26 protein-coding genes and 1 pseudogene are annotated in these 26525 nt (G+C 73.3%); 14 read left to right on the top strand and 13 right to left on the bottom strand.

What is annotated here, in order from left to right:
• Nucleotides 1-125 precede the first annotated feature (125 nt).
• The 10 genes from HHX31_RS11380 (at nucleotide 126) to HHX31_RS11425 (ending at nucleotide 10292) form a co-directional block, all read left to right on the top strand.
• A complete protein-coding gene (locus tag HHX31_RS11380; RefSeq protein WP_169947936.1) occupies nucleotides 126-1766 on the top strand; it encodes a carbamoyltransferase C-terminal domain-containing protein in 1641 nt (546 codons plus the stop codon).
• Nucleotides 1763-2779 (top strand): glycosyltransferase family 2 protein, encoded by a 1017-nt coding sequence (locus HHX31_RS11385; protein WP_249345868.1) that lies wholly within the window; start codon nucleotides 1763-1765, stop codon nucleotides 2777-2779. Before HHX31_RS11380 ends, HHX31_RS11385 begins: the two co-directional genes overlap by 4 nt.
• Nucleotides 2776-3828, top strand: a complete 1053-nt coding sequence (locus tag HHX31_RS11390) for a glycosyltransferase family 9 protein (RefSeq protein WP_169947938.1) — start codon at nucleotides 2776-2778, stop codon at nucleotides 3826-3828. Before HHX31_RS11385 ends, HHX31_RS11390 begins: the two co-directional genes overlap by 4 nt.
• On the top strand, nucleotides 3825-5018 hold the full coding sequence (locus HHX31_RS11395) for a glycosyltransferase (RefSeq protein WP_169947940.1): 1194 nt from the start codon (nucleotides 3825-3827) through the stop codon (nucleotides 5016-5018). The genes HHX31_RS11390 and HHX31_RS11395 overlap by 4 nt, the downstream gene beginning before the upstream one ends.
• A gap of 3 nt (nucleotides 5019-5021) precedes the next feature.
• Nucleotides 5022-5573, top strand: a complete 552-nt coding sequence (locus tag HHX31_RS11400; protein ID WP_169947942.1) for an SIS domain-containing protein — start codon at nucleotides 5022-5024, stop codon at nucleotides 5571-5573.
• A complete protein-coding gene (locus HHX31_RS11405; RefSeq protein WP_169947944.1) occupies nucleotides 5570-6952 on the top strand; it encodes a PfkB family carbohydrate kinase in 1383 nt (460 codons plus the stop codon). The genes HHX31_RS11400 and HHX31_RS11405 overlap by 4 nt, the downstream gene beginning before the upstream one ends.
• A gap of 32 nt (nucleotides 6953-6984) precedes the next feature.
• On the top strand, nucleotides 6985-7665 hold the full coding sequence (locus HHX31_RS11410; RefSeq protein WP_169947946.1) for an SDR family oxidoreductase: 681 nt from the start codon (nucleotides 6985-6987) through the stop codon (nucleotides 7663-7665).
• Entirely contained in the window at nucleotides 7656-8606 is a 951-nt protein-coding gene (locus HHX31_RS11415) for a glycosyltransferase family 9 protein (RefSeq protein WP_169947948.1), read from the top strand. Before HHX31_RS11410 ends, HHX31_RS11415 begins: the two co-directional genes overlap by 10 nt.
• The gene (locus HHX31_RS11420; protein WP_169947950.1) at nucleotides 8603-9565 is read left to right on the top strand and encodes a UDP-glucuronic acid decarboxylase family protein; all 963 of its coding nucleotides are present in this window, start codon (nucleotides 8603-8605) and stop codon (nucleotides 9563-9565) included. Before HHX31_RS11415 ends, HHX31_RS11420 begins: the two co-directional genes overlap by 4 nt.
• 121 nt (nucleotides 9566-9686) lie before the next feature.
• Nucleotides 9687-10292 carry a carboxymuconolactone decarboxylase family protein gene (locus tag HHX31_RS11425; protein ID WP_169947952.1) on the top strand — a complete coding sequence of 202 codons (606 nt, stop codon included), beginning with the start codon at nucleotides 9687-9689 and terminating at the stop codon, nucleotides 10290-10292.
• Between the two features lie 16 nt (nucleotides 10293-10308).
• On the opposite strand, the gene HHX31_RS11430 is transcribed toward HHX31_RS11425, so the two are convergent.
• The 5 genes from HHX31_RS11430 to HHX31_RS11450 form a co-directional block, all read right to left on the bottom strand.
• Nucleotides 10309-11424, bottom strand: coding sequence for a DUF6461 domain-containing protein (locus HHX31_RS11430; RefSeq protein WP_169947954.1), 1116 nt, complete (start codon nucleotides 11422-11424; stop codon nucleotides 10309-10311).
• 64 nt (nucleotides 11425-11488) lie between these two features.
• On the bottom strand, nucleotides 11489-12412 hold the full coding sequence (locus HHX31_RS11435) for a MerR family transcriptional regulator (RefSeq protein ID WP_169947956.1): 924 nt from the start codon (nucleotides 12410-12412) through the stop codon (nucleotides 11489-11491).
• Between the two features lie 40 nt (nucleotides 12413-12452).
• A complete protein-coding gene (locus HHX31_RS11440; protein ID WP_169947958.1) occupies nucleotides 12453-13418 on the bottom strand; it encodes a pirin family protein in 966 nt (321 codons plus the stop codon).
• Between the two features lie 280 nt (nucleotides 13419-13698).
• A complete protein-coding gene (locus tag HHX31_RS11445; protein WP_211589563.1) occupies nucleotides 13699-13917 on the bottom strand; it encodes a YlcI/YnfO family protein in 219 nt (72 codons plus the stop codon).
• A gap of 11 nt (nucleotides 13918-13928) precedes the next feature.
• Nucleotides 13929-14168, bottom strand: coding sequence for a hypothetical protein (locus HHX31_RS11450; RefSeq protein WP_211589564.1), 240 nt, complete (start codon nucleotides 14166-14168; stop codon nucleotides 13929-13931).
• 14 nt (nucleotides 14169-14182) lie between these two features.
• Here HHX31_RS11450 and HHX31_RS11455 point away from each other — a divergent pair.
• Nucleotides 14183-14491 (top strand): annotated as a pseudogene (locus HHX31_RS11455) (response regulator transcription factor); the annotation flags it as partial.
• On the opposite strand, the gene HHX31_RS11460 reads toward HHX31_RS11455, so the two are convergent.
• Genes HHX31_RS11460 through betA form a run of 3 tightly spaced genes read right to left on the bottom strand, consistent with a single transcriptional unit; the run spans nucleotide 14445 to nucleotide 18327 of the window.
• Entirely contained in the window at nucleotides 14445-15188 is a 744-nt protein-coding gene (locus tag HHX31_RS11460) for a Mut7-C RNAse domain-containing protein (protein ID WP_169947965.1), read from the bottom strand. The pseudogene HHX31_RS11455 and the gene HHX31_RS11460 overlap by 47 nt on opposite strands.
• A gap of 45 nt (nucleotides 15189-15233) precedes the next feature.
• Entirely contained in the window at nucleotides 15234-16691 is a 1458-nt protein-coding gene (locus HHX31_RS11465; RefSeq protein ID WP_169947967.1) for an aldehyde dehydrogenase family protein, read from the bottom strand.
• A 1-nt stretch (nucleotide 16692) separates the two neighbouring features.
• Nucleotides 16693-18327: a choline dehydrogenase gene (betA, locus tag HHX31_RS11470; RefSeq protein WP_169947969.1), complete on the bottom strand. Its 1635-nt coding sequence runs from the start codon at nucleotides 18325-18327 to the stop codon at nucleotides 16693-16695.
• A 29-nt stretch (nucleotides 18328-18356) separates the two neighbouring features.
• On the opposite strand from betA, the gene HHX31_RS11475 reads away from it, so the two are divergent.
• Nucleotides 18357-19199 (top strand): IclR family transcriptional regulator, encoded by an 843-nt coding sequence (locus tag HHX31_RS11475; RefSeq protein WP_169947972.1) that lies wholly within the window; start codon nucleotides 18357-18359, stop codon nucleotides 19197-19199.
• Nucleotides 19200-19223: 24 nt separating this feature from the next.
• Here HHX31_RS11475 and HHX31_RS11480 read toward each other — a convergent pair whose 3' ends face one another.
• The 5 genes from HHX31_RS11480 to HHX31_RS11500 form a co-directional block, all read right to left on the bottom strand.
• On the bottom strand, nucleotides 19224-20390 hold the full coding sequence (locus tag HHX31_RS11480; protein WP_169947974.1) for an NAD(P)/FAD-dependent oxidoreductase: 1167 nt from the start codon (nucleotides 20388-20390) through the stop codon (nucleotides 19224-19226).
• Between the two features lie 11 nt (nucleotides 20391-20401).
• On the bottom strand, nucleotides 20402-20749 hold the full coding sequence (locus HHX31_RS11485) for a bifunctional 3-phenylpropionate/cinnamic acid dioxygenase ferredoxin subunit (RefSeq protein ID WP_169947976.1): 348 nt from the start codon (nucleotides 20747-20749) through the stop codon (nucleotides 20402-20404).
• Nucleotides 20750-20936: 187 nt separating this feature from the next.
• On the bottom strand, nucleotides 20937-21281 hold the full coding sequence (locus HHX31_RS11490; RefSeq protein ID WP_169947978.1) for an SPW repeat protein: 345 nt from the start codon (nucleotides 21279-21281) through the stop codon (nucleotides 20937-20939).
• Nucleotides 21282-21650: 369 nt separating this feature from the next.
• Nucleotides 21651-24098 (bottom strand): M14 family metallopeptidase, encoded by a 2448-nt coding sequence (locus tag HHX31_RS11495; RefSeq protein ID WP_169947980.1) that lies wholly within the window; start codon nucleotides 24096-24098, stop codon nucleotides 21651-21653.
• A gap of 214 nt (nucleotides 24099-24312) precedes the next feature.
• Nucleotides 24313-24972 (bottom strand): NAD(P)H-binding protein, encoded by a 660-nt coding sequence (locus HHX31_RS11500; RefSeq protein ID WP_169947982.1) that lies wholly within the window; start codon nucleotides 24970-24972, stop codon nucleotides 24313-24315.
• A gap of 148 nt (nucleotides 24973-25120) precedes the next feature.
• On the opposite strand from HHX31_RS11500, the gene HHX31_RS11505 reads away from it, so the two are divergent.
• Both HHX31_RS11505 and HHX31_RS11510 read left to right on the top strand, forming a co-directional pair.
• Nucleotides 25121-25888 (top strand): DUF4239 domain-containing protein, encoded by a 768-nt coding sequence (locus HHX31_RS11505; protein WP_169947984.1) that lies wholly within the window; start codon nucleotides 25121-25123, stop codon nucleotides 25886-25888.
• A 1-nt stretch (nucleotide 25889) separates the two neighbouring features.
• Nucleotides 25890-26471: a hypothetical protein gene (locus tag HHX31_RS11510; RefSeq protein WP_169947338.1), complete on the top strand. Its 582-nt coding sequence runs from the start codon at nucleotides 25890-25892 to the stop codon at nucleotides 26469-26471.
• Nucleotides 26472-26525: the final 54 nt, after the last annotated feature.

Below are 26525 nucleotides of genomic sequence, written 5' to 3' on the forward strand. Positions count from 1 at the left end.
GTGTTAGTTACACAGAGTAGCAATTATTGAGTGCATCACCCATTCACGTCGAGTTCTCCATAAAGCAGTGTTTAGGAGCGCTTCTCTCGGTAACCAGACCTCCACTGCGCAACGGAGGGAAACCGATGCGGTTCTTGGGGATAAACGCGATCTTCCATGATCCGGCCGCCGCGCTGGTCGTGGATGGTCAGGTGATCGCCGCAGCGGAGGAGGAGCGCTTCAGCCGTCGCAAGCACGGCAAACGTCCCGTCCCGTTCTCCGCCTGGGAACTGCCCGAACTGGCCGCCGCGTGGTGCCTCGAACAGGCCGGACTGCGGCCGGAGGACCTCGACGGCGTCGCCTACTCCTACGATCCCGCGCTCGTGGTGCCCGGGGGCCCGGGCCAGGACGAGCGCTGGGAGGACCTGCGCACCGGTTTCGCCCGTCGCGCGCCGCACTTCCTGGCCACCGCGCTGCCGGGTCTCGACTCCGCCCAGGTGCGGTTCGTCCCCCACCACATCGCGCACGCCGCGTCGGCCGGGCTGGCCGCGCCGTACCGCGAGTCGGCGGTGCTGGTCTGCGACGGCCGCGGCGAGGCCGTCTCGCACCTCGCCGGGCACTACCGGGACGGCGAGCTGACCATCCTCGCGAGCCAGGCGCTGCCGCACTCCCTCGGGCTCATGTACGAGGACCTCACCGAGCACCTCGGCTTCCTCAGGTCGAGCGACGAGTACAAGGTGATGGCCCTCGCCTCCTACGGCGAGCCGCGCTTCCTGCGCGAGATGCGCGAGCTGATCTACCCGACGGGCGACGGGGGCTTCCGGGTCGAGCCGATCGACTGGAACGTCCACGCCAAGGCGCTCGGCAAGGGCGAGAAGTGGACGCGCGACCACGCCGACCTCGCCGCGAGCGTCCAGATCCGCCTGGAGGAGGTGCTGCTCGACCTCGCTAAATGGCTGCACGAGCGGACCGGCGCCCGGTATCTCACGATGGCGGGAGGCGTGGCGCTCAACTGCGTGGCCAACACCCGGTTGTTCGCGGAGGGCCCGTTCGAGGAGGTGTGGGTGCAGCCCGCGGCGGGCGACTCGGGCACCGCGCTCGGGGGAGCGCTGCATCTCGCGCAGGCGAGCGGCGACCCCGTCGCCCCGATGCCCGGCGCCGACCTCGGCCGCGGCTGGAGCGACGAGGAACTGGGCGCGTGGCTCGACGTGGCGCGGGTGCCGTACGAGCGCCCCGCCGACCTCGCCGCGACCGTCGCCGCCGAACTCGCCGCCGACCGCGTGATCGCCTGGTTCCAGGGACGCGCCGAGTACGGCCCCCGCGCCCTCGGCCGCCGGTCGCTGCTCGCCCACCCCGGCAACCCCCGCAACACCGAGCGGCTCAACGACGTGAAGGGCCGCGAGCAGTTCCGCCCGATCGCCCCGATGGTGCTCGCGGAACGCGCCTCCTCGATCTTCGGCAGGGGCCCGATGCCGAGTCCCTACATGCTGTTCGTCCACGACGTGCGGCCGGAGTGGCGCGACCGGATCCCCGCGGTCGTGCACGTCGACGGCACGGCCAGGATCCAGAGCGTCGAACGCGGGCGAGACCCGCTGCTGGCCCGGCTGCTCGAGGAGTTCGAGGCCCGCACCGGGCTGCCCGTGGTGGTCAACACGAGCCTCAACACGGCCGGCCGTCCCATGGTCGACGACCCCCGCGACGCGCTGGAGTGCTTCGGCTCCGCCCCGGTGGACGTGCTCGTCCTCGGTCCATACGTCGTACGCAGGGGGGCGGTGTTCGCCGGATGACGGCTGAGATGACCCGGGAGAAGAACACGGCTCCCACCGGGGAGCCGCACCGGGAGACGGGAGCGGCCGTGACGGTCGTCATCCCCACGATCGGCCGGCCGAGCCTGGCCGCCACGGTCGCCGCCGTGGAGCCGGGACCCGAGGTGATCGTGGTGGACGACAGGTCGGGGCGGAGCGGCCGGGAGCCGCTGCCGGTCCCCGATCGCGTACGCGTGCTCAGGTCGGGCGGCCGGGGGCCCGCCGCCGCGCGCAACGCCGGGTGGCGGGCCGCGACGACGCCGTGGGTGGTGTTCCTCGACGACGACGTGGTGCCCGGCCCCGGCTGGGCCCGCGCGCTGGCGGAGGACCTCGCCCGCCTGCCCGGGAACGTCGGCGGCAGCCAGGGGCGGCTGGAGGCGCCGCTGCCCGAGGGCCGCCGCCCCACCGACGCCGAGCGCAACACCGCCGGCCTGGCCGGCGCGGACTGGATCACCGCCGACATGGCGTACCGCAGGACCGCCCTGGAGGCGACCGGCGGGTTCGACGAGCGTTTCCCCGGGGCGTACCGCGAGGACGCCGACCTCGCGCTGCGGATGGAGCGCGCCGGGTTCTCGCTGGTCAAGGGGGAGCGGCTGACCCGTCATCCGGTGCGCGACGACGGCTTCTGGTCCAGCGTGCGTTTCCAGCGCGGCAACGCGTCGGACGCGCTCATGCGCTGGGCGCACGGCCGCGACTGGCGGGCGGCGATCGGCGGCCACCCCGGCAGGCTCGGGCGGCACGCCGTCACCACCGGCATGGGCCTGCTCGCGCTCACGCTGGCCGTCACCGGGGGCCGCGGGAGGCGGCTCGCCGCCGTCGCGGGGCTCGGGTGGCTCGGCCTCGCCGCCGAGTTCGCCTGGGCGCGCGTCGCCCCTGGCCCGCGCACCCCGGAGGAGATCCTGCGCATGGCCGTGACCAGCGTGGTCATCCCACCGATGGCCTGCGCCCACCGGATCAGGGGCGAGATCGCGGTCCGGACGGGGCGGCGCCCGTGATCGGGACCGCCCTGGTGGTGCGGCCCGACAACGCGGGCGACGTCCTGCTCGCGGGGCCCGCCGTGCGCGCCGTCGCCGCGGGGGCGCGAGAGGTCGTCATGCTCGCCGGTCCGTACGGCAAGGCCGCGGCGCGACTGCTGCCCGGCGTCGACCGCGTCCTGGAGTGGCGCGCCCCGTGGATCGACCCGGACCGGCCGCCGATGACCTCCGACCACGCGGCCCGCCTGGTGGAGCAGGTCCGCGCCGTCGGCCCGGACGTGGCCGTGATCTTCACGTCCTTCCACCAGTCGGCGCTGCCGACGGCCCTGCTGTTGCGGCTGGCCGGGGTGCCGCGGATCGCCGCGATCAGCGAGGACTACCCCGGCTCCCTGCTCGACGTGCGGCACGTGGTGGACGAGGGCGTGGACGTGCCCGAGCCGGAGCGGATGCTCGGTCTCGCCCGCGCGGCCGGCTTCGACCTGCCGCCGGGCGACGACGGGCGGCTCGCCGTACGCGGGCCGCTGCCGGACGTGGAGCACCTCACCGGCCCGCCCGGCTACGTGGTCGTGCACCCCGGCACGACCGCGCCGGCCAGGGCCTGGCCCGCCGAGCGGTGGGCCGGGGCGGTCGAGGCGCTGCTGGCCGCGGGGGAGCGGGTCGTCGTCACCGGCAGCCCGGGGGAGCGGGCGCTGACCGCGCTGGTCTCCGGCCCCGCCCTCGATCTCGGCGGGGCGACCACGTTCGGGGAGCTCGCCGCCGTGCTGGCCGGGGCGTCCGCCGTGGTGGCCGCCAACACCGGGCCCGCCCACCTCGCGGCCGCGGTCGGCACGCCCGTGGTCAGCCTGTTCGCGCCGGTCGTGCCCGCCGCCAGGTGGGCGCCGTACGGCGTGCCCACGGTGGTGCTCGGCGACCAGGACGCGCCGTGCCGGGGGAGCAGGGCGCGGATCTGCCCCGTGCCCGGCCATCCGTGCCTGACGGCGGTCGGCGGCGAGCAGGTCGTGGACGCCGTACGCGGCCTCGCCGCGGCGCGGGTGACGCTGGGCGCGGCGGTGAAGGAGGGGGTGCCATGAGGATCGCCCTCATCTCCGAGCACGCCAGCCCGCTGGCGGCCCTCGGCGGTGTGGACGCGGGCGGGCAGAACGTGCACGTCGCGGCGCTGGCCCTGGCTCTGGCCGAGCGGGGCAACGACGTCGTCGTGCACACGCGGCGCACCTGCCCCGGCCAGCCGTGCGCCGTGCCCATGGCCCCGGGCGTCACCGTCGAGCACGTGCCGGCCGGCCCGGCGGAGCCGCTGCCCAAGGACGAACTGCTGCCGTACATGGCGGAGTTCGGCGCCCACCTGGCCCGTGCGTGGAAGACCGAGCCGCCCGACGTGGCGCACGCGCACTTCTGGATGAGCGGCCTCGCCACGCTGACGGCGGCGGAGCCGCTCGGGATTCCGGTCGTGCAGACCTACCACGCGCTCGGCACGGTGAAGCGGCGCTGGCAGGGCGAGGCCGACACCAGCCCGCCGAGCCGGATCGCGATCGAGCGCGACATCGGCCGCCGTGCGGTCGCGGTCGTCGCCACCTGCTCCGACGAGGTGCGCGAGCTCGTCGCGATGGGCGTGCCGCGCGACCGGATCGCGGTCGTGCCGTGCGGCGTCGACCTCGGCCTGTTCCGGCCCGACGGTCCCGCGTTCCCCCGCGGCGACCGGCCGAGGGTGCTGAGCATCGGCCGCCTGGTGCCGCGCAAGGGGGTGGACACCGTCGTCAGGGCCCTGCGGCAGGTGCCGCGCGCCGAGCTCGTCATCGCGGGCGGCGACCCTGGCGACGAGGAGAGCGTGCGGCTGCGCACGCTGGCCCGCGATCTCGGCCTGGGCGACCGGGTCCGGCTGATCGGCAGCGTGCGCAGGGCGGAGGTGCCGGGCCTCATGCGCTCGGCCGACGTGCTGGTCACCGTGCCGTGGTACGAGCCGTTCGGCATCGTGCCCGTGGAGGCCATGGCCTGCGGGGTGCCGGTGATCGCCTCGGCGGTCGGCGGCCATCTCGACACCGTCGCGGAACGCGGTGTGCTCGTGCCGCCCCGGCGGCCGCGCGCGCTGTCCCGCGCGCTCGCCGACCTGCTGACCAGGCCCGGCCTGCGGGCCGCGCTGTCGGCCGCGGGGGTCCGGTGGGCCAGGGCCCGCTACGGCTGGCCCGGGATCGCCGAGCAGACCGAGTCCGTCTACCGAAACCTGGCCGGCGGGCGCCTGGGCGCGCTCGCCGCCGCGGAAGGCTGAGCGATGCATCCTCATCTGGCCCGGCTGAGCACCGCGCTGACGGCGGTGGACACGGAGACGCCGAAGATCCACGCCTGGGGTTACAAGCTCGCAGCGGTGCTCGTCGGCGGCGGGCGGCTGCTCGCGTGCGGGAACGGCGGCTCCGCCGCCGAGGCGCAGCACCTGACGGCGGAGCTCGTCGGGCGCTACCGCGCCGACCGCCGGCCGTACGCCGCGATCCCGCTGCACGGGGACACCTCGTCGCTGACCGCCATCGGCAACGACTTCGGCCTGGCGGAGCTGTACGCGCGGCAGGTGCGGGCGCACGGCAGGCCAGGCGACGTGCTGCTGTGCCTGTCGACCAGCGGGACGAGCCGCAACGTGACCGAGGCGGCCGAGGCGGGGCGCCAGTGCGGCCTCACGACCTGGGCGCTGACGGGCCCGGGCCCGAACCCGCTGGCCGAGGTGTGCGACGAGGCCCTGACCGTGCCCGCGGACGACACCGCGACCATCCAGGAGGTGCATCTCACGGTGATCCACATGCTCTGTGACGTGATCGAGAAGGCGGTCGTGTGAGCGGACCACTCGTCATCGTCGGAGACTCCCTGCTCGACGTCGACGTCGAGGGGACGGCCGACCGGCTGTGCCCGGACGCTCCCGTCCCGGTCGTGGAGGGACAGGCGGAGCACCACCGGCCGGGCGGGGCGGGTCTCGCGGCGCTGCTGGCCGCCCGCGACGGCACCCCGGTGGTGCTGGTCACCGCCGTGGGCGACGACCACTCCGGCCGGTGCCTGACGGGCCTGCTGTCGCCCACCGTGGAGATCGTGCGGCTGCCGCTGCGGGGCGCGACCGTGCGCAAGACGCGGGTCCGCGCCCGCGGGCAGACGCTGGTCAGGATCGACACCGGAGACGGGCGGGCGATGGGGCGGCCGGGCCGGGCGGCCGATGCCTCCGCGTTCGGCCGAGCGGCCGACGCCCTCGCCTCGGCGAGCGCGGTCCTGGTCGCCGACTACGGGCGCGGCGTGGCCGACCTGCTGCGTGAGCCGCTGCGCGGCCTCGACGTGCCCCTTGTGTGGGACCCCCATCCCCGGGGGTCGCTGCCCGTGCCGGGATGCGCGCTGGTCACGCCCAGCGAGGCGGAGGCTCGCGGCATGTGCGGGGAGCCGTACGTCTCGCCTGAGCGCACCGCCCGCAGGCTGGTGCGCGATCTCGACGCGGAGGCCGTCGCGATCACGCTGGGGGAGCGCGGCGCGATGCTGGCCCGCCGCGGCGGCAGGTTCGGGCCGGTCCCGGTGCCGCACACGGCGCCGGGCACGGACGCCTGCGGCGCGGGCGACCGCTTCGCCGCGGCGGCGGCGCTCGCCCTGGCGGACGGCGCGTCGACCGAGGACGCCGTCGCCCGCGCGGTCGGCGAGGCCACCAGGTTCGTCGCGGAGGGCGGGGCCGCCGGGCTTCGGCTGCCGCGCCCGGCCGCCGAGTCGCCGGCGCCGTTCGCGCCCGGCGCGTCCGCCTTCGAGGTGGCCGCCGCCGTACGCGCCGCCGGGGGCCGCCTGATCGCGACCGGCGGGTGCTTCGACCTGCTGCACGCCGGGCACGTGAGCCTGCTGCGACGGGCCAGGGCGTTAGGCGACGCACTGGTGGTCTGCGTGAACTCCGACGACTCCATCCGGCGGCTCAAGGGCCCGGGCAGGCCGTTGGTGAGCGAACTCGACCGGGTCGAGGTGCTGCGCGCGCTCGGCTGCGTGGACGCTGTGACGGTCTTCGACGAGGACACGCCCTCGCGGGTCATCGAGCGTCTGTGCCCGGACGTGTGGGTGAAGGGCGGCGACTACGACGAGCGGTCGATGCCCGAGGCCGAGGCCGTGCGCAGGAGCGGCGGGGAGGTCGTCATCCTGCCGACCGTGCCCGGCTACTCCACCACCGGCCTCATCGCCGCCGCTCAGGCCGCTTCGTGACATCGGCCGCTTATCGAAAGGGATTGACCTCGATGGTGGGAAACGTACTGATCACCGGGGGTGCGTCCGGGCTGGGCCGCGCCACCGCGACGGCGGTCGCCAAGGCCGGCGGCCGGCCGCTGGTCGTCGACGTCAACGAGCCGGACGGCGGGTTCGACCACGTACGCGCCGACCTGGCCGACAGGGACCAGGCCGAGCGGGCCGTGCGCGAGCTCGCGGAGCGGGCGGGCGGGCTCGACGGTGTCGTGACGGCGGCGGGCATCGACGCCTGCGGCCGGCTGGAGGACGTGCCCGCCGACCAGTGGGAACGGGTGATCGCGGTCAACCTGCTCGGGACCGCGGCGGTCGTCAGGGCGGCCCTGCCGCACCTGCGCGAGTCCGGCGGCAAGGTCGTCACCGTCGCCTCCACGCTCGGGGTGCGCGCGCTCAGCCACGCGACGGCCTACTGCGCGTCCAAGTTCGGCGTCGTCGGCTTCACCCGGGCCCTGGCGGCCGAGCTGGCCGGGCAGGTGGGGGTGACCCTGCTGATCCCCGGCGGCATGCGGACGAACTTCTTCGACGACCGGCCAGACCAGTACAAGCCCGGCCCCGACGCCCGCCTCAACCAGCCGGAGGACGTCGCCTCGGCGATCCTGTTCGCGCTCGGCCAGCCGCGGGGCTGCGAGGTCAGAGAGCTGGTCGTGTGCGCCTCCACGGAGACGTCATGGCCCTAGAGGATCCGCGAAGACCGGTCCTGCTCGCCCTGCGCGGGCTCGGGCTCGGCGACCTGCTGACCTCGGTGCCGGCGCTGCGGGCGCTGCGCCGGGCGTATCCGGGGCACCGCTTCGTGCTGGCCACCCCGGCCTACCTCGGCGGTCTCCTCCCGCTGATCGGCGGCGTCGACGAGGTGCTCGACGTGTCCGGCCCGGGCCCGGTGCCGTACGAGTCGCCCGAGGTCGCGGTCAACCTGCACGGCAGCGGCCCGGAGAGCATCCAGGCGCTGCGCCGCACCCGGCCCGGCCGCCTGCTCACGCACACCCACCACCTGGTGCCCGGCTCCGAAGGGCCGGCGTGGGAGCCGGAGACGCACGAGAGGCGGCGGTGGTGCTCGCTGCTCGAGTGGTACGGCATCCCGGCCGACCCCCTGGACCTCGCTATCGCCGACCCCGGGCACAGCCCGCTCGCCGCGGGCGGCGAGGTGGTCATCCATCCGGGTGCGGCGTTCCCGTCCCGGCAGTGGCCGCCGGACCGCTTCGCACACGTCGCGGCCGAGCTGGCCCGGCGGGGTCACCGGGTCGTCGTCACCGGCGGCGTCACCGAGGTCGCGCTCGCACGGCACGTCGCCCAGCTCGCCGGCCTGCCGGAGGAGTCCGTGCTGGCCGGCCGTACGAACCTGGCCGAGCTGGCCGCGCTGACCGCGCACGCCGCGCTGGTCATCTGTGGGGACACGGGCGTGGCGCACCTGGCCGTCGCGGTCGGCACGCCCGCGGTCATCCTGTACGGCCCGGTGCCGCCCGCGCTGTGGGGACCGCCGCAGGGCGGCCCGCACATCGCGCTGTGGACCGGGCGCAGGGGCGACCCCCACGGCGACCGGCCGTCGGAGGGACTGCTCGAAATCGGAGTGACCGAGGTGCTCGACGCGGTCGCGAGGGTGCGAGGGGTGGGGGTGCGGTGAAGGGGTCCCGTGTCGTGGTCACCGGAGGGGCCGGATTCCTCGGCTCCTACCTGTGCGAGCGGTTGCTGGGACGCGGTGCGGCGGTCGTCTGCCTGGACAACTTCCTCACCGGGTCGCCGCGCAACGTGGAGCACCTGATCGGACGGCCGGCGTTCCGGCTCGTGGAGTGCGACCTCACCGGGTTCGTCCACGTGCCGGGTCAGGTCGACCTGGTGCTCCACTTCGCCTCGGCCGCGTCGCCCGCCGACTATCTGCGTCATCCGATCGAGACCCTGAAGGTCGGCAGCATGGGCACGCTGCACGCCCTCGGACTCGCCGCCGAGAAGGGCGCGCGGCTCGTCCTCGCCTCCACCAGCGAGGTGTACGGCGACCCGCTGGAGCACCCGCAGAAGGAGACGTACTGGGGCAACGTCAACCCGGTCGGCCCGCGCAGCGTCTACGACGAGGCCAAACGCTTCGCAGAGTCGCTGACCACGGCCTACCGCAACTCGCGCGGGACCGACACCGCGATCGTGCGGATCTTCAACACGTACGGCCCGCGGATGCGGCCCTACGACGGCCGGGCGATCCCCACGTTCATCCGGCAGGCGCTGCTGGGCGAGCCGATCACGGTGACCGGCGACGGCACCCAGACGCGGTCGATCTGCTACGTGGACGACACGATCGACGGCGTGCTCGCGCTCGCCGACAGCGACTTCGCCGGGCCGGTGAACATCGGCAACCCGGCGGAGATGTCGATGGCGGCGCTGGCGGAGACGATCCGCGACCTGGCGGGCTCGTCGTCCCCGGTCCGTTTCGTCGAACGGCCCGTCGACGACCCCGCGGTGCGGCGTCCCGACACCACGCTCGCGGAGGAGCGGCTCGGCTGGCGTCCGCGCGTCGACCCCGTCACGGGCCTGCGACGCACCATCGACTGGTTCGAGAAGGAGCTGAACCTGTCCTGTTCCGCCGCCTCCTGACCACCGCCGCCGGGCTCGGTTCATTCCCGTCTCATCACCGTCTCATCGAAGGGCTGCGCCGGAGGCCGCGAGCGGCGACGCTGGGGGTGCGGAAAACCCGGCGAGCGGTGGAGAAGAGACCATGGACAGGATCGGTTTTCTCAGTGTCCCGGATGACACCGACGAGGCGCGGCAGATCTTCGACGAGGACGTCGCCGAGTTGGGCTACGTGATGAGCACATCACGCCTGTGGGCCTATCAGCCGGCCACGATGGCCGGGCTGTTCGACCTGCAGCGGCAGGTGAACGCGGGGAATCACCTCAGCCCGCGTCAGCGTGCCGTCCTCGTCACCGCGTGCGCGTCGGCGTTCGGCGACTCCTACTGCTCGCTCATGTGGGGAAACAGGCTGGCCGAGATGAGCGACGCGCAGACCGCCGCCGGAGTGCTGACAGGCGTCGACGACGGCCTGAGCGAGAGCGAACGGGCGCTGGCCGCGTGGGCCCGCAAGGTGGCGCGCGACCCCAACGGCACCACCGCAGCGGACGTGCAGGAGTTGCGCGACGCGGGGTTCGACGATCCGCAGATCTTCACGATCACCGCGTTCGTGGCTCTTCGCATGGCGTTCTCGACCGTCAACGACGCGCTCGGGCTGCGCCCCGACGCGCCCCTCCGCTCCACCTTGCCGGCGGCCGTACGCGACGCGGTCACGTTCGGCCGCCCGATCGACGACGCCGGGGACGAGGCGTAGCCACCGGCGCCGGTGTTCAGTCGTCCGTGCTGGTCAGGATCTCCCTGACGGTCTTTCGCACCGAGGGCCAGTCGCAGCCCAGGGCCAGACCGGCGTGGTGGTAGGCGTCGAACACGTGCGGGATCTCGAACTCGAGCGCGGGGTCCACCGGACCCCGCGCCGCGATCTCCAGGGCGACTCCCGCCTGCATCCGCTGCCACGCCGGGTCCTGCTCGAACGCCATGTCGTCCTCGCTGTCGTCGTCGCAGTCGTGGAACTCCTGGGCCAGCGGCGCCACGAGCCGCTCACGCAGCTCCCCGGCCCGGTGCTCCCCGCCACGCCGCCCGGACGCGAGGTCGGTCAGGACATGCCGTACGACGGGGAACTCGCCCAGGCGGAACCTGGCGGCGAGCACCTCCGCCAGGTGCGCGAGGGCGGCGAACTGCCGCGCCTGCGGCGCCGCACGCACCGCGGCTCTCAGCTTCGTCTCCGGGTCGTCCCGGTGTGCGGCGAGTTCCTCGGGCGAGGGCGGCTCCGTCGCCACGGGCCACTGGAAGGTGAGGTAGGGATGCTCCCCGGACAGCCATTCCGTGGTGAGCCGCACCCCCGTCACCAACTCGACCACGGTCATCGCGGCGGCCTGCCAGTCGTCCTCGTTCTCGGCGACCAACTCGGTCATGACCCGCAACTCCGGCTCCAGGACCGCGAAGTCGTCGTCGTCCCATTCCTCGCTGAACATCGCGTCGAGGGAGACCAGCACCCGTCCGTCGGCCGCGTAGCTGAGGCGGTTGTTCCCCTCCACGTTCCAGTAGACGCCGCACGCCCGCCCGTCACGGCTGAGCCGGCGCAGGACCTCGGGCAGGCTGCCCAGGAAGCCGTTGTTCTCGAACAGCAGCACGGCCGAGCCCGCGGGCGCCGCCGACATCGGATGGACCCCGTCGTAGTAGGGGAGCGCATCCAGCGGGGCGGCCTCGTGCACGTCGTGCGGCCTTCCACCACTGACCCTGGATCCGATGTCGGCGACGGAGAACGGCCGGCGGTCGTGCGGGACGACGACCGTCCAGCAGGCGGCCGTCTCCAGCCATGGCTCCGCCCGCAGCAGCTCCCGGTAGTGGGAGAACACCTCGGCGGGGACTGAGCTGCCATCGGTCATTGCGGGCACTCCGGAGCACGGGGACATGTCGGAGCGATCTTCGCAGGAGGAACCGGGGCGCGTCTCACGACGTGCGTGTGCGCAGGGCGTCGGTGAACCAGGTGAGGGCGGGGGTGGGGTCGTGCGGGGGCGGCCAGCCGTTGACCACCGCGAGCAGCCGGAGGTAAGTCTGGCGGCGCGGGTCGGCGGCGGTCTCCAGCACGGTGAGCAGCCGGCTGCGGAGGGCGGTGTCGTCCGGCCGGCCGACGAGGGCGGCGTACCGCGCGGTGACGGTAGCGATGATCGCATCGGCCCGCGGTGAGGCGCTGCCGACGCCCGCGGCCAGCGCGGGGGCGACCTGGTCGCGGACGATCGCGACGGCGTCCGGGCGCGGGCCGTCCACGTGGGCGCGGTCGGCCAGGTGCTGCTCCGCCATACGCCGCGTGAGCCGGCCGAACTCCGGGTCGCGGACCATCTCGGCGAGCTCGATCCATGCCTCGATCTGCTCGTCCTCCGGGTCGTCCGGTAGCTCGGGGGTCATCGTGCGCCTGATTCCCGCCAGGCCCGCGTCCAGCCCGCCGAAGACGGAGTCGAGGAAGTCGCCGGTCAGTCGCCGCCGCTCGTCCTCGGTGAGCCTGGCCAGTCTGTGCATGAGATCCGTCTCCTCGGGGGTGGAGCCGCGCCGTGCCACCGCCGTCGACACCGCGCGCCGCAGGCGCAGCACCCGGATCTGCACCGCCAGCGCCTCGGCGTGCGCCGCCGCGACCTGGTCCAGGGAGAGCTCCCCGTCCACGACCTTCCGGATCGTGGGCAGGCCGAGCCCCAGGTCGCGCAGCGTGCGTACGAGGGCGAGGCGGGCGACGGCGCCGGTGTCGTAGAGGCGGTAGCCGGCCGGGCTGCGGCCGGTGGGCGGCACGATCCCGCGGTCGGAGTAGAACCGCACGGCCTTGACCGTCAGTCCGGTCCGCCGGGCCAGTTCCCCGATCGGGTAGAGCGTGCCGCCGTCCATGCCCCCACCTTCGCGTCTCCTCCTACGGGAGACTCAACCCTCAGGTGTGGGGGACCCGCTCGGCGGGGATGACGCCGAGGCGTCCCGCCTGGTAGTCCTCCATGGCCTGGATGATCTCGGCGCGGGTGTTCATCACGAACGGGCCGTAGTGCGCGATCGGCTCGCGGATCGGCTGTCCGCCGAGCAGCAGCACCTCCAGATCGGGCTCGGCCTGAGGCTGGGCGGTGTCCGCCGCGAGGGTCAGCGACCCGCCGGGGCCGAAGACGGCGAGCTGTCCCTTGCGCACGGGCCGCCGCTCGGCGCCCACGGTGCCCTGACCGGCCAGCACGTAGGCGAGGGCGTTGAAGCCCGGGTTCCACGGCAGGTCCAGCCGTGCGCCGGGGCTGACCGTCGCGTGCACCATCGTGATCGGGGTGAACGTGACGCCCGGGCCCGCGTGCCCGTCGAGCTCACCGGCGATCACCCGCAGCAGCGCGCCGCCGTCGGCGGAGGCGAGCAGCGCCGCCTCCCGCCCCCGGATGTCCTGGTAACGCGGCAGGTGGAACTTGTGCGCGCGGGGAAGGTTGACCCACAGCTGGATGCCGTGGAACAGCCCGCCCGAGACCACCAGGTGCTCCGGGGGCTTCTCGATGTGGAGCAGCCCGGAGCCCGCGGTCATCCACTGGGTGTCGCCGTTGGTGATGGTGCCGCCGCCTCCGTTGGAGTCCTGGTGCTCGAAGACGCCGTCGATGATGTAGGTGACGGTCTCGAAGCCGCGGTGCGGGTGCCACGGGGTGCCCTTCGGCTCGCCCGGGGCGTACTCCACCTCGCCCATCTGGTCCATGTGGATGAACGGGTCCAGCAGGGACTGCGGCACGCCGGCGAAGGCGCGGCGTACGGGGAAGCCCTCGCCCTCGAAGCCGCTGGGGGCGGTCGTCACCGACCGGACGGGGCGCGGTCCCGCGAGGGCCGGATCGGGTACGGCGACGCGCGGCAGTGTCAGGGTGTCGGCGGTGACGGCGGGCATGGCCCCTCCTGATTGAAAGTTCAACTTGCGTCGCCTTGCAACCACGGAGGACCGCCGGGCATTCCCCCGGAACGGCGGGGTCGGCTCACGTCCCGGGAACGGCCCGGCCCATCGCCGCCGCGTCCGGGCGCCGTCTTCCCCGGGCACGGCCGGCCGGATGCTGCTCCACGAATGGCGTCGAGGTCGAAGAGGCGATGGCCGGCCGGTGGTCCAGGTGCCCGGCCGATCTCATGCCATCGTCGAAGCCCGCGCCGCCGGCCTTGGTCGGGATCCGCGTTGGTCAGGCGGAGTCACGTAGCTCGTGCTCGACCGCGCGCCGGATCCATGAGGACAGCGACCGGTCGTCGGCCTCGGCGCGACGGCGTACCTCGGCCAGCAACTCGGGTGGGAAGCGGACCGGCACGATCGTTGAGAGCCGGGCAGTACGGCGCCGGGCTGGGCCCTGTGGTTCCTGGTTCTCCGGCTGGGCGTAGAACTCGTACTCCTCGTCAGAAGTCATCGGTGTATCGCTCATCGATCCCTCCGGTATTGGTTCGCGAGGCCCGGAGCGGCCTCATAGCAGCCGATCGGACGGCAACGGCGCGGGTCGCCGCTGCGGGCTGGTGCCAGCGGCACCATCAGCACCCGGCCGGACACCTCACCGCACATCAACCAGTGTGCGGGTGGCTTGGCCGGATAGAACAGCGGATCGTTCGCCCAGACGTCCTTGATGTCGTCGATCCCCAGGTGGGGATGTCTGAAAAGCAGCAACTCCGGCTGCGGAGGAGGCGGTGCGCAGGGCCGCCGCGGGGGAGCCGGTGCTGTCTCCCGAGGTGACCCGCGGCCTGATCGCCCACGTGACCGGGGGCGGAGCCACCCGCGCCCAGCAGGCGCGCGACCGGCTCTCGGTGCTGTCGGACCGGGAGCGCGAGGTGGCGTACGCCGTCGCGGACGGGTTGTCCAACGCGGAGATAGCCCAGCGGCTGTACATGTCGGTGGGCGCGGTCAAGGCGCACGTGTCCAGCGCGCTCGCCAGGCTCGGCCTGCTCAACCGGATCCAGCTCGCCCTGCTGGCGCACGACGCGCGGCACTGACCGCGCGGCGGGCGCGCTCGACGACGGCCGCCAGGCTGCCGCCGTGCGCGCCGTGCCAGTAGACCCGGCCGCAGGCGAGGCAGCGGGCGAACTCGTCGTAGCTGCGCCGGGTGCCGGGTTCCAGCGCGTCCTCCACCTCGGCCTTGCCGACCGGGGCGAGCCGTCCGTTGCAGGCCGGGCACCGGGTCCACGGGGCCAGCGGCGGCCGGAAGCGGTCGAGCACGTCGAGCATCTGGTCGTCCGGCCTTGCCCCGCGCACGTACGCGCCGAGCCGCAGCGACCGGCGGCGCAGGATGCCCCGGTCCTGCGTGAGCAGCACCCGGCCCTCGGCGTTGGCCTGCTCGATCAGCGCGTCGTCGTCCCTGTCGTTGTGATAGGCGGTGTCGAGGCCGACGAGGCGCAGCCGCCGGGCGAGCGTGCCCAGGTGGACGTCCAGGAGGAACGCCGGGCGCGCCACCCGCTGAGGGCGGCGCACCGGCGGCACCTCCACCACCTCGTCCGGCCCCGGCCGGTACGAGGGGCCGACCGGGCGGCCTCCCGCCAGGAGGCCGCCGACCTCCGTCAGCGGAACACCGGCCGACTCGATCACGTGGCCGAGCGAGGACGTCCCGTCGTACGGCAGGAGCACCTCGGGCCGCCGGTCGCGCGGCGCGAGGAAGATCCACAGCTCGGGTGAGAAGCGCGCGTACACCCGCATGCCCTCCAGCATGCCCCCGCGCCGGCTCGGCGGGGACGACTGGTCTCAGGGGCGGAACCAGTGCTGGGGGCGGGGGTCGGTGTTCTGCCAGATGTGCTTGATCTCGCGGTACTCGTTCAGGCCGGTCGGGCCGAGCTCCCGGCCCACGCCGGACTGCTTGAACCCGCCCCACTCCGCCTGCGGCACATAGGGGTGGTAGTCGTTGATCCACACGGTGCCGTGCCGCAGCCGGGCGGCCACCCGCTGCGCCCTGCCCGCGTCCGTCGTCCAGACCGCCCCCGCGAGGCCGTAGTCGGTGTCGTTGCCCAGCGCGACGGCCTCGTCCTCGCCGGAGAACCGCTCCACCGTCAGCACCGGGCCGAACGACTCCTCGCGGACCACCCGCATGCCGCGGTGGCACTCGTCCAGCACGGTCGGCCGGTAGAAGTAGCCCTTCCCTTCCACCCGCCGGCCGCCGCAGCGGAGCTTGGCACCCTCCGCGACGCCCGCCTCGACGTACGCCTCGACCTTGGCCAGGTGCCCGGCCGAGACGAGCGGCCCGGTCTCGGCCTCCGGGTCGAACGGCCCGCCCAGCCTGATGCGCTCGGCCCGCCGTACGACCTCGTCCACGAACGCGTCGTGGACGGAGTCCTCCACCAGCAGCCGGGCCCCGGCCGAGCAGACCTGTCCGGAGTGCAGGAAGACGGCCGTCAGCGCGAAGTCCACGGCGGTGTCGAAGTCGGCGTCGGCGAACACGATGTTGGGGTTCTTGCCGCCCAGCTCCAGCGCGACGCGCTTGACCGTGCGCGCGGCGGTCGCCATGATCCACCGCCCGGTCGACAGCCCGCCGGTGAACGACACCAGGTCGACGTCGGGGTGCTCGGCCAGCGGCGCCCCGGCCTCCGCGCCCGCCCCGAGCACGAGGTTGCCGACGCCCGGCGGCAGCCCCGCCTCCTCCAGCAGCCGCATCAGCAGGATCGCCGTCGACGGGGTCAGCTCGCTCGGCTTGAGCACGAAGGTGTTCCCCGCCGCCAGCGCGGGGGCGACCTTCCAGGAGGTCTGCAGCAGCGGGTAGTTCCACGGCGTGATCAGCCCGCAGACGCCGACCGGCTCGTACACCACCCGGCTCACCGCGTCGGCGCGGCCGGTGTCGATCACCCGCCCGGCGTCGGTCCCGGCGATGCCGCCGAAGTAGCGGAAGCTCGCGACCACGTCGTCGACGTCGTACTCGCTCTCCACCAGGCGCTTGCCGGTGTCGAGCGACTCCGCCCGCGCGATCTCGGCCTTGTCCCGCTCCAGCAGGCCGGCCACCCGCAGCAGCAGCGCGCCGCGCTCGCGCTCCGGCGTACGCGGCCACGGGCCCTCGTCGAAGGCCCGGCGGGCCGCGGCGATCGCCGCCTCCGTGTCGGCGCGGGTGGCCTCCGCGACGGTGGCCACGTGCTCCTCGTCGGCCGGGCAGCGGATCTCCCGGCGGCCGCCCTCGGCGGCGTCGCGCCACTGCCCGCCGATGTACAGGTCCTTCATGTCAGGCGTCCTTCCGGTGCCGGTAGAACTCCACCGGCTCGGGGGCCAGGGGCGTGTTCCCGAGGATCAGGTCGGCCGCCTTCTCGGCGACCATCATCACCGGGGCGTAGATGTTGCCGTTCGTGACGTACGGCATGACCGAGGCGTCCACGACGCGCAGGCCCTCAAGGCCGTGCACGCGCATGGTCAGCGGGTCGACCACGGACATCTCGTCCACGCCCATCTTGGCCGTGCAGGAGGGGTGCAGCGCGGTCTCGCCGTCCCTGGCCACCCAGTCGAGGATCTGCTCGTCGGTCTCGACCTCCAGGCCGGGGGACAGCTCCCCGCCGTTGTACGCGTCCAGGGCCGGCTGGTTGAGGATGCCGCGGGCCACGCGTACGGCCTCGACCCATTCGCGGCGGTCCTGCTCGGTGGACAGGTAGTTGAACCGCAGCGCGGGCTTCACCCGGGGGTCGGCGCTCTTGATCTTCACCGAGCCGCGTGCGTCGGAGTACATCGGCCCGATGTGCACCTGGTAGCCGTGCCCGCCGGCCGGGGCGGAGCCGTCGTACCGCACGGCGACGGGCAGGAAGTGGAACATCAGGTTGGGGTAGTCGACGTCCTCGTTGCCGCGGACGAAGCCGCCGGCCTCGAAGTGGTTGGTCGCGCCGGGGCCCTTGCGCAGGAACAGCCACTGTGCGCCGACCATCGGCCGGTTGCGCCACTTCATCGCGGGCTGCATCGAGACCGGCTGCTTGCAGGCGTACTGGATGTAGACCTCCAGGTGGTCCTGGAGGTTCTCGCCGACGCCGGGCAGGTCGTGGACCACGTCGACGCCGTGCGCCTTCAGGTGGTCGGCCTCGCCGACGCCGGACAGCTGCAGGAGCTGCGGGGAGTTGATCGCGCCGCCGCAGAGGACGACCTCCCCGGCCCGCACCCGCTTGCCGTCGAACTCGACACCGACCGCGCGCTTGCCCTCGAACAGGATCTTCGTGACGAACGCCCCGGTCTTCACCGTGAGGTTCGGCCGGTTCATCACCGGGTGGAGGTACGCCCTGGCGGCCGACAGGCGGCGTCCGCGGCGCAGGTTGCGGTCGAACGGCGCGAAGCCCTCCTGGCGGTAGCCGTTCACGTCGTCGGTCAGCGGGTAGCCCGCCTGCTGCACCGCCTCGAAGAACGCCTTGAACAGGGGGTTCCTGGCCGGTCCCCGCTCCAGCACCAGCGGCCCGTCGTGACCGCGCATGGGGTCGGCGTCGTCGGCCGCCAGGCAGTTCTCCATGCGCTTGAAGTACGGCAGGCAGTGCGCGAAGTCCCAGGTCTCCATGCCGGGATCGGCGCCCCAGCGCTCGTAGTCCAGCGGGTTGCCGCGCTGGAAGATCATGCCGTTGATGCTGCTCGACCCGCCGAGCACCTTCCCCCGGGCGTGGTAGATGCGCCTGCCGTGCATGTGCGGCTCGGGCTCGGACTCGTACTTCCAGTCGTAGAACCGGCTGCCGATGGGGAACATCAGCGCGGCGGGCATGTGGATGAACACGTCCCACAGGTAGTCGGGACGGCCCGCCTCCAGCACGAGGACGCGGTTGGAGGGGTCGGCCGACAGCCGGTTCGCTAGCGCGCTCCCCGCTGATCCACCGCCGACGATGACAAAGTCATACATGTCCGCCTCCCGGGCAGGATGATATTGATATGCGCAATAGAGTGCAGCATTCGCAACGTCATGGGTCGGACCCCGCGCCCGCGGAGACCGAGGAGGCCACCGCGCGGTCCGAGGGGAGCGGCGGCGTCCAGTCGGTGGACCGTGCCGTGACGATCCTGGAGATCCTCTCCCAGCGGGGCGAGGCCGGCGTGAGCGAGGTCGCCGCGCAGATCGGCGTCCACAAGTCCACCGCGTTCCGGCTGCTGGGCGCGCTGGAGGCCCGCGGGCTGGCGGAGCAGGCGGAGGACCGCGGCAAGTATCGCCTCGGCTTCGGCGTCGTCAGGCTCGCCGCCGGGGTGGCCGCGCGGCTCGACCTCGTCCAGCAGAGCCGGCCGGTGTGCCGGCGGCTCGCCGAGGAGATCGGCGAGACCGTCAACATCGCCGTCGCGCGGTCCCACTACGCCATCAACCTCGACCAGGTGCGCGGGCCCGCGGCCGTTACCGCGCACAACTGGGTCGGCCAGCCGACCCCCCTGCACGCCACGTCGAGCGGCAAGATCCTGCTCGCCCACCTCGACGAGCGGCAGCGCGAGCGGCTCCTCACCGCGTCGGGGCTGGAACGCTACACCCCCGCGACGGTGACCGACGCCGCCGAGTTGCGCCTGCAGCTCGGCGAGGCGGTGCGGCGGGGCTACGCGGTCACCGTGGAGGAGTACGAGATCGGGCTGAACGCCATCGCCGCGCCCATCCGCTCCCACGAGGGCGAGGTGGTGGCCGCGGTCAGCGCATCCGGCCCGGCCTACCGGTTCAGCGAGGAGCGCATGCGCGAGATCGCGCCCGTGCTGGTGGCGGGCGCCGGCGACATCAGTCACCGTCTCGGCCACGCGGGATGACCGGGCCCCTGGACGCGCGGGCGCTCATCGCGCGCCGGCGGGCTCGTTCAGGCGGCGGCGCCACCGGGTGAACGAGCGCGGCTGTTCGACGCCGAGCACCGCCACCGTGCGGCCCTCCCTGCGGTAGACGGCCAGGAACCGGCGGGACGCGAGGTCGCCCTCCTCCACGCTCACCTCGTCTCCCGGCAGCGTGTGCCCGGCGAACTGCACGCGCAGGCCGTACTGGTCCGACCACAGGTAGGGCGGCGCGAGGGTGTCGGGCACGGCGGCGCCGCCGGACAGCAGCGTCTGCACGGCGGTCGCGGGACGCCGCGCCGCGCCGGTCCAGTGCTCCACCCGCAGGTGGGCGCCGAGGGCGGGGTCGAACCAGGCGGCGCAGTCGCCGACCGCGACGACTCCCGGCACGCTCGTCGCGCCGCCGGTGTCGCAGACGACGCCGTCGCCGACCAGCACCCCGCTGCCGTCGAGCCAGTCGACCACCGGCCGCGCGCCGATGCCGGCGAGCACCACGTCGGCGTCCAGGCGGCGTCCGTCCTCGAGGAGCACGCCGTCGACGCGGCCCTCGCCCGTCAGGCCTCGTACGGCGGCGCCGCAGATCAGGCGCACTCCGTGGTCCTCGTGCAGCCCGGAGAGCGCGGTGCCCATCTCGGGGCCGAGCGCGCGGGCGAACGGCGCGGGCGCCGCCTCGACGATCGTCACGTCGAGCCCGAGGGCGCGGGCGACGCAGGCGACCTCGGCGCCGATGAAGCCCGCCCCGATCACCACGAGCCGCCGCGCGCCGTCGAGATCGGCCCGCAGGGCCGCCGCGTCCTCGATCGTGCGCAGCGTGTGGACCCCGGCGAGACCGTCCCCGAGGGTGCGGGCGACCGCGCCGGTGGCGATCACCACGCCGCCGGCCTCGACCGCGGAGCCGTCGGCGAGCGCGATCCGCAGCGACCGGCCCTGTTCCAGCCCGGTGGCGGCCACGCCCAGACGCCACTCGGCGTCGAGGTCCTCGCCTTCGCCCTCCAGGGCGAGGTCGGCCGTCGTCATCTGCCCCGCGAGGAACTCCTTCGACAGCGGGGGCCGGTCGTAGGGTCGGTGGGGTTCGGCCCCGACGATCGTCAGGCGCCCGCCGAAACCCTGGGCGCGCAGCGCGCGGGCCGCCGACAGCCCGGCGAGCGACGCGCCGACGACGGCGACGGAGTCCACGGCGCCCCGTCCTAGGCCGACGTGGTGCGGACGCCGGGCGGGAGGTTGGGCGGCAGGTCCGACGGCACGACGTAGACGGTCTCGTCCTGGACCACCACCTGGTGGGTGCGCACCGGCAGCTTCGCGGGAGGAGCGTCCACCCGGCCCGTGCGCAGGTCGAAGCGCGACGCGTGCAGGGGGCACTCCACCTCGCACCCTTCCAGCCACCCGTCCGCGAGCGAGGCGTCCTGGTGTGTGCAGGTGTCGTCCACCGCGTACAGTTCACCGTCTTCGGTGTGGAAGACGGCGATCGGGGGATCTGTCTCGATTCGAAGGGCCTCGCCCCTGGGCAGGGCGGCGAGGGGGCACGCAGGAATCATGCGGAGGTCCCGGTTTCGTAAGGTGGAACAGGCAGCGCTATACGCAACAGCGTGGGCGGAGATCGTACCAAAGTCAAGGGGTGGCGCGCCTGGCCAGGTGTAGGGCCCGCATGACGACGTACGGCCCCGCTGCCGGTCGCGGGAGGCGACGGGCGGCGGGGCCGTACGCGGTGCCGGGGAAGGCGGGTCAGGCGGTGACGGTCGTGCGGCCGCGCACCTGCAGGACGACGAGCAGGCCGACGATGACGGTGACGGCGCCGGTGATCCAGGCGGTCCACGCCGAGGCGGAGTCGCCGTCGAAGCCGAACGCCCAGGGGGCGACGAACAGCAGGGCGCCGAACGCGGCGGTCACCCAGGAGCCGGCGCCGCCGGCGCCCAGGACGGACCAGAGGGCGGAGACGACGAGCAGTGCGCCGAGGATGAGCAGCGGCTGCGCGGCCGCCTGGGCGTCGGCCCAGAAGAACGGCGCGAGGACCGCGACCAGGCCGGCGACGAGGGCGACGATGTCGGAGAGCGATCTCGTGAGATCCATCCGTGCCTCCGTACGGGGGAGAGGTGACCTATGAACCGACGGTGTGCCTGATTGACCGCCCGGTCAACATTCCTCTCAGTCAGGATTACCTAACCCAGCGTCACCCTCCCCCAACCCGCGTGATCTTGTAGTTTGTCGCACGCGGGGCCCCTGAGCTGGTACGGAACCCTCCGTGATCTTGCAGTTGTCGGCCGCATATCCCTTCCGAGCTGGGAAAACGGAATTCGTGATCTTGCACCGGCGGGCGAACCGCCAAGTGCAAGATCACGAATCGGGTTTCCGCTGGTCAGGCTTCCACGTCGCCGATCACTGCATGATCACGACAGGGAAAAGCCCAGGTGGCGGCCTTCTGTGCGACTAACTACAAGATCACGGCCGGGTGGGGAGTTGGATGGTTTGCTTGTTGTAGTTCTTGCCGTTGCCGTCCGGCTTGTAGTTCTTCTCGATGTTGCCCGCGAGGTCCATGGCGAACCAGTGCACCTCGGTGGTCTTGTCGACAGTGATCTTCGCGGCGCCCTCACGCATGCCCGCCGAGGTCAGCTTGGGCGAGGTCAGAGTCGGACGGCTGCCGTCGAGGGTGTAGTAGACGTTCGCCGGCTCGTCCACCGAGAAGGTGAACGTCGCAGAACCGGCGGACTTGTCGGTCACCACGAGCTTCGAGCCGGGCCGCTGCTTGTCCTTGTCGTACGCGCGGGCGACCTCGAGGATGCCGATCTGCCCGTTGGAGAACTCCATCGCCTCCTCGTGGCCCTCCTCGAACGGGGGCTGGAAGCCGACGGCGCGGTACTGCTTCGTCGCCTGATCGTAGATGTCGGCGCCGACCTCGAAGTCCCAGCCGATGATGCCCTTGTTGTACCAGAACTCGTCGGCGCTGTTACCGGCCGCCGAGTAGAGCACGTCGACCACCGGGCCGGTGCGTCCCGGCCAGATGGCCGTGCCGCGCCACCCCTGTACGGCGGACAGGATGTGGTTGGAGGCGTTCCAGAAGTACTCCTCCGTGCCCAGGTCCGTACGCGGCAGCGTCTCGCGCCCGGCGGTCTTGTACGCCCCCGGAGGCCACATGAAGTAGCCGCCGTACGAGTGGGTGTTCATCGCGAACTTGATGTTCGGGAACTTCTCCGTGAGCCACACCTCGTTGCGCGTCTCCGGCTCGGACAGCTCCGACGGCCCGGCGAAGGTGTCGCTGGTGCAGGCGGTCGAGCCGCCGTTGAATCCGTCGTAGACGCTGCCCACCGAGAAGTTGCGGTTGAGGTCGACGCCCCAGGAGTTGCGCCGCCCGGGGTCCGACCCGTCGGCCGCGCAGTAGTTGACCATGTTCCTGCGCTGCATGTTGTAGTCGTACATCGAGTAGTGGCCGCCGTCGGGGTTGATGGTCGGCACGATGAAGATGTCGAGGTCGTCGACCAGCTTCTTGGTGTCCGCGTCGTGCGCGTAGTTGCGCAGCAGCCGCTCGGCGGTCTCCACACACGTGATGGAGGTGACCCACTCGCGGGCGTGCTCCTGGCAGTAGAGGAAGACGCCGGTCTTCGAGCCGTTCCTGGCCTTTCCGATGCGCAGCGCCTTCATCTGGAACGGCTGACGCGAGACGCTCGCCGGCGCCTTGAGGCCGTCGGTCAGCTTCGTCGCGGGGGCGGCCGCCACCACGCCGGCGCCCGTACTGGTCCGGTAGAGGGCGGCGGTCAGCAGCGCCGAGGCGGCGGAGTCGCCGTTCAGCGCGGCGACGACCTGGGAGGCCGTGCTGGTGACCGCGCCGGAGGCGTCCGTGGCCAGGCCGACCACGACGTCCTTGCCGTTGACGGCGACGGAGAGCGGGGCCGAGGCGGTCCCGGGGTTCACCAGCGCGACGCCGACGTCGTTGCCGCCCTCGCTGCCGTACGCCTTGGACGTCACGTAGAAGGTGCTCGCGAGCGCGCTGCCCGAGCCCGTGCCGAACTGCGCCTGCGCGTGGCGGCGGTAGCCGTTCGTCTTGTACGGGAGGTCGACGATCTCCGAGATCTTCGGGAACTCCGCGGACAGCGACACGATGCGGTCGGTGAGCTCGGTGGGGTCCATGTAGTGGTCGACGAAGTCCTGCACGTAGTGCTTGCCCGGCGCCTTGCGCGGCTCGCCCAGCCACTTCGTCACCGGCACGGTGATCGAGCCGCCCCGGTTGCTGGTGACGGTGACCTTGGTGGGGGTCGCCGTGATCGGCAGCGGCGAGCTGAACCGGTGGTACATGTACTGCCCGGCGTCGGTGAAGCGGGACATCGTCGCCGTGCCGCCGGAGTCGGGGGCGGTGCCGGGACCGCTGTCCCAGGTGGCGGTGAGCACGGTCTGGGCGTCGGTCGCGGTCGTCTTGACCTCCACCGACAGGAACCGCTGGTCGTCGAGGCTGGTGAACCACTCCGCGCGCAACGAGGTCAGCGTGTCGGTCGCCACCGCGTCGGCGGAGGCGGTGGCGAGGGCCTGCCGCCGTTCCGCGAGGTTCGCGGCGTGGTCGCTCTGGTCGGAGATGGCGTCCCTGACGTCGAAGCCCTGGTCGCGCAGGCTCCGCGCCTCCTCGGGGCTGAGCACGGCGTGCACCTCGATGCCGCCGTCGACGGGCTTGGTGTATTCGGCCAGGTCGACGCCGAGGGCGGCGAGCCTGTCCACGCCCGACTGGTCGGCGACGACGACCCGCATGAGCGCGACGCCGTTCTGCGCGGTGGTGGACGCCCTGTCGGGCGGCACCGGGCTGGGAGCGGGGTCCGCGAGCGCCGGGAGGGCGTTCAGGGCGAACACCAGGGGGAGTGAGAGCGCGGCGGTGTAGAGCCGCGCCCTCCGGGGAGAGCTACTCATCGAGTTTCCTCCATCGTGCGTGTCCTCCGGGGAGGGGGTCGGCCCGGAGTGGATCACGCGAGGTCGATGGAAGTCTTCGCCTCCTGTCAAACGGCGTCAAGGCGCGCGAAGACCCAAAAACGGGGATTTTTCGTAACAAGCTGACTAAGCGCTCGATCGTGAATTAAGCGCTTTGTGGACGGGATAACGGTCTCCGGACCGTCTCCGCACGTCATCACAACAACGTGAGTCGTACGGCCTCGGCGACGGGCACGCCTCCGCCGATGAGTTCGAAGACGCGGTGGCGTGTCCGCGGCGTGTCGATCAGCGTGGCGATCACGGCGGCGACGTCCTCGCGCGGCACCTCACCCGGGGGCAGCGGCGGGTCGGCGAGCGTCACCAGGCCGGTCCCCGGCTCGTCGGTGAGCCGCCCGGGCCGCAGGATCGTCCAGTCGAGCGGCCGGGCGCGGAGATCCTCCTCCGCCGCCGTCTTGGCCGCGATGTAGGCCGCCCAGACCTCGTCGCGTCCCGGGGCGGGCGGTGCTCCCGCGCCCATGGTGGAGATCTGGATGAAGCGGGACACACCGGCTCGCTCCGCCGCCTCTGCGAGCAGCACCGAGGCGCCCTTGTCCACGGTGAACTTGCGCGCCACGCCGCTGCCGGGCCCCGCCCCGGCGGCGAAGACCACCGCGCCCGCGCCGAGCAGCGTCTCGGCCACCTCGGCGGGCGTGGCCCGCTCCAGGTCGCACACGACCGCCTCGGCGCCGGCCGCCTCCACGTCCGCGACCTGGTCCGGGTCGCGGATCAGTCCCACGGGCGCGTCACCCCGCCCGCCGAGCAGGCGGGCCAGCCGAAGTGCGATCTTCCCGTGCCCGCCCGCGATCACCACGCGCATGCGATCACCCCCGCGCCGATCCTGCCACGGGCCACCCGTACGACCGGGGCAGGCCGCGCCGTGGCCCGCCCGCCTTGGCTGGTCAATGATTACTTGTTGTGATAGTCATGTCACTACTTGTAATCAGCAAAGTGTCTGTGGAGATGCCATGCTCATGGGCGTACTGGCGGTCGCGGCGGCCGTCGGACTGGTCGTGTTGGCGGCCCTGCTGTTCCGGGCGCTGGGCCGGGGCACCGACGACCGCGATCCCGGCGGCGCGTCGGCCGGGCACGCCGGGTCGATGCTCTCCTCGCTGTTCCTGCTCGTGTTCGCCATCGCGATCGTCGTGCCGTGGACGACGGCCGACTCGGCCCGGCAGAACACCTACTCGGAGACCCAGGCCCTCGTGGAGGCCTACTGGGCCGCCGCGCCGTTACCCGCCCCCGACGCCGCCCAGGTGCGGGAGGGCCTGCGGGAGTACGCGCGGTACGTCGTCGAGGACGAGTGGCCGGGGATGGCGGAGGGGCGCCTCGGCACCGAGGGGACGGCGCGTCTGGAGGCGCTGCGCGCCCGCGTGACCGAGTTGCCGGTCACGACGGACGAGGCGAGCGACGCCAGGGACACCGTGCTGGAGCGGATGGCGGACCTGTTCGCCGCCCGCAGGCAGCGCGCCGCCGACGCGGGCACCGAGCCGCCCCCCGGCGTCATGGCGCTGACGGTCCTCACCGGCGCCCTTGTCGTCGTCTTCCCCTTCCTGGCCGGGGCCCGCCCACGTGGGGTCACGCTCATCCCGGTGACGGCGATGGCGGTCCTGCTGGGCGTCGGCGTCTACCTCGCCTGGAACATCTCCCATCCGTTCAGCGGGGGCCTGGCGGTCAAGCCCGACGCGTTCGTGAGCGCCATCCACGAGTTCCAGCGGATCCCCGAGGGCCGCTGACATGGGCAGGACCGCGGGCCCGCGCCCGGCCTTCGCCGTCGTGATCGCCTGCGCCGCGCTGACCTGCGCCATGCCGGTCGCCATGCCGGTCGCCGCGTCGGCCGCCCCGGCGCCGGCCGACGCGGCTCCCGCTCCCGTGCGGGCCGCCGTGGACGCATCCCTGAAGGCCGACGACCCGGGCGGACCGGGCCTGCGGGTCGGCGTGTGCGTCGACGTGAACGTGCTCATCGGCCTGCACGCCGAGATCGGCATCGGCCGGCCCGGATGCGCGCCGCCGCCGGCGCCCGCTCCGGCACCGCCGCCACCGCCACCGCCACCGCCACCGCCACCGCCGCGGGCGCCTGAGGAGCCCTCCCCGCCCCGGGTGGTGGCCGCCCCCCGGCCGCCCGCCCCGGCGCAGTCCCCCCGCCCTCGTCCGTCGCCGCGGACCACCCCCACGCCGTCGAGCTCGCCGGTCCACCGCGTGCCCGCCATGCGCGCTATCGCGCCGGTGCGGCACCGCAACCCGCTGGGGACGCTCGTGGTGGTCGTGGTCCTGTCCGTGGCGATCGCCGCCGCCGGCGCCGCCGCCTTCCGCCGGTAGGAGAGCACGGGCATCAGGCGTTACATTGGGCTCGCAATCTAGATCATGAAACAC

Origin of the sequence: Microbispora sp. H11081 (assembly GCF_012999535.1) — a bacterium.
GTDB lineage: Bacteria > Actinomycetota > Actinomycetes > Streptosporangiales > Streptosporangiaceae > Microbispora.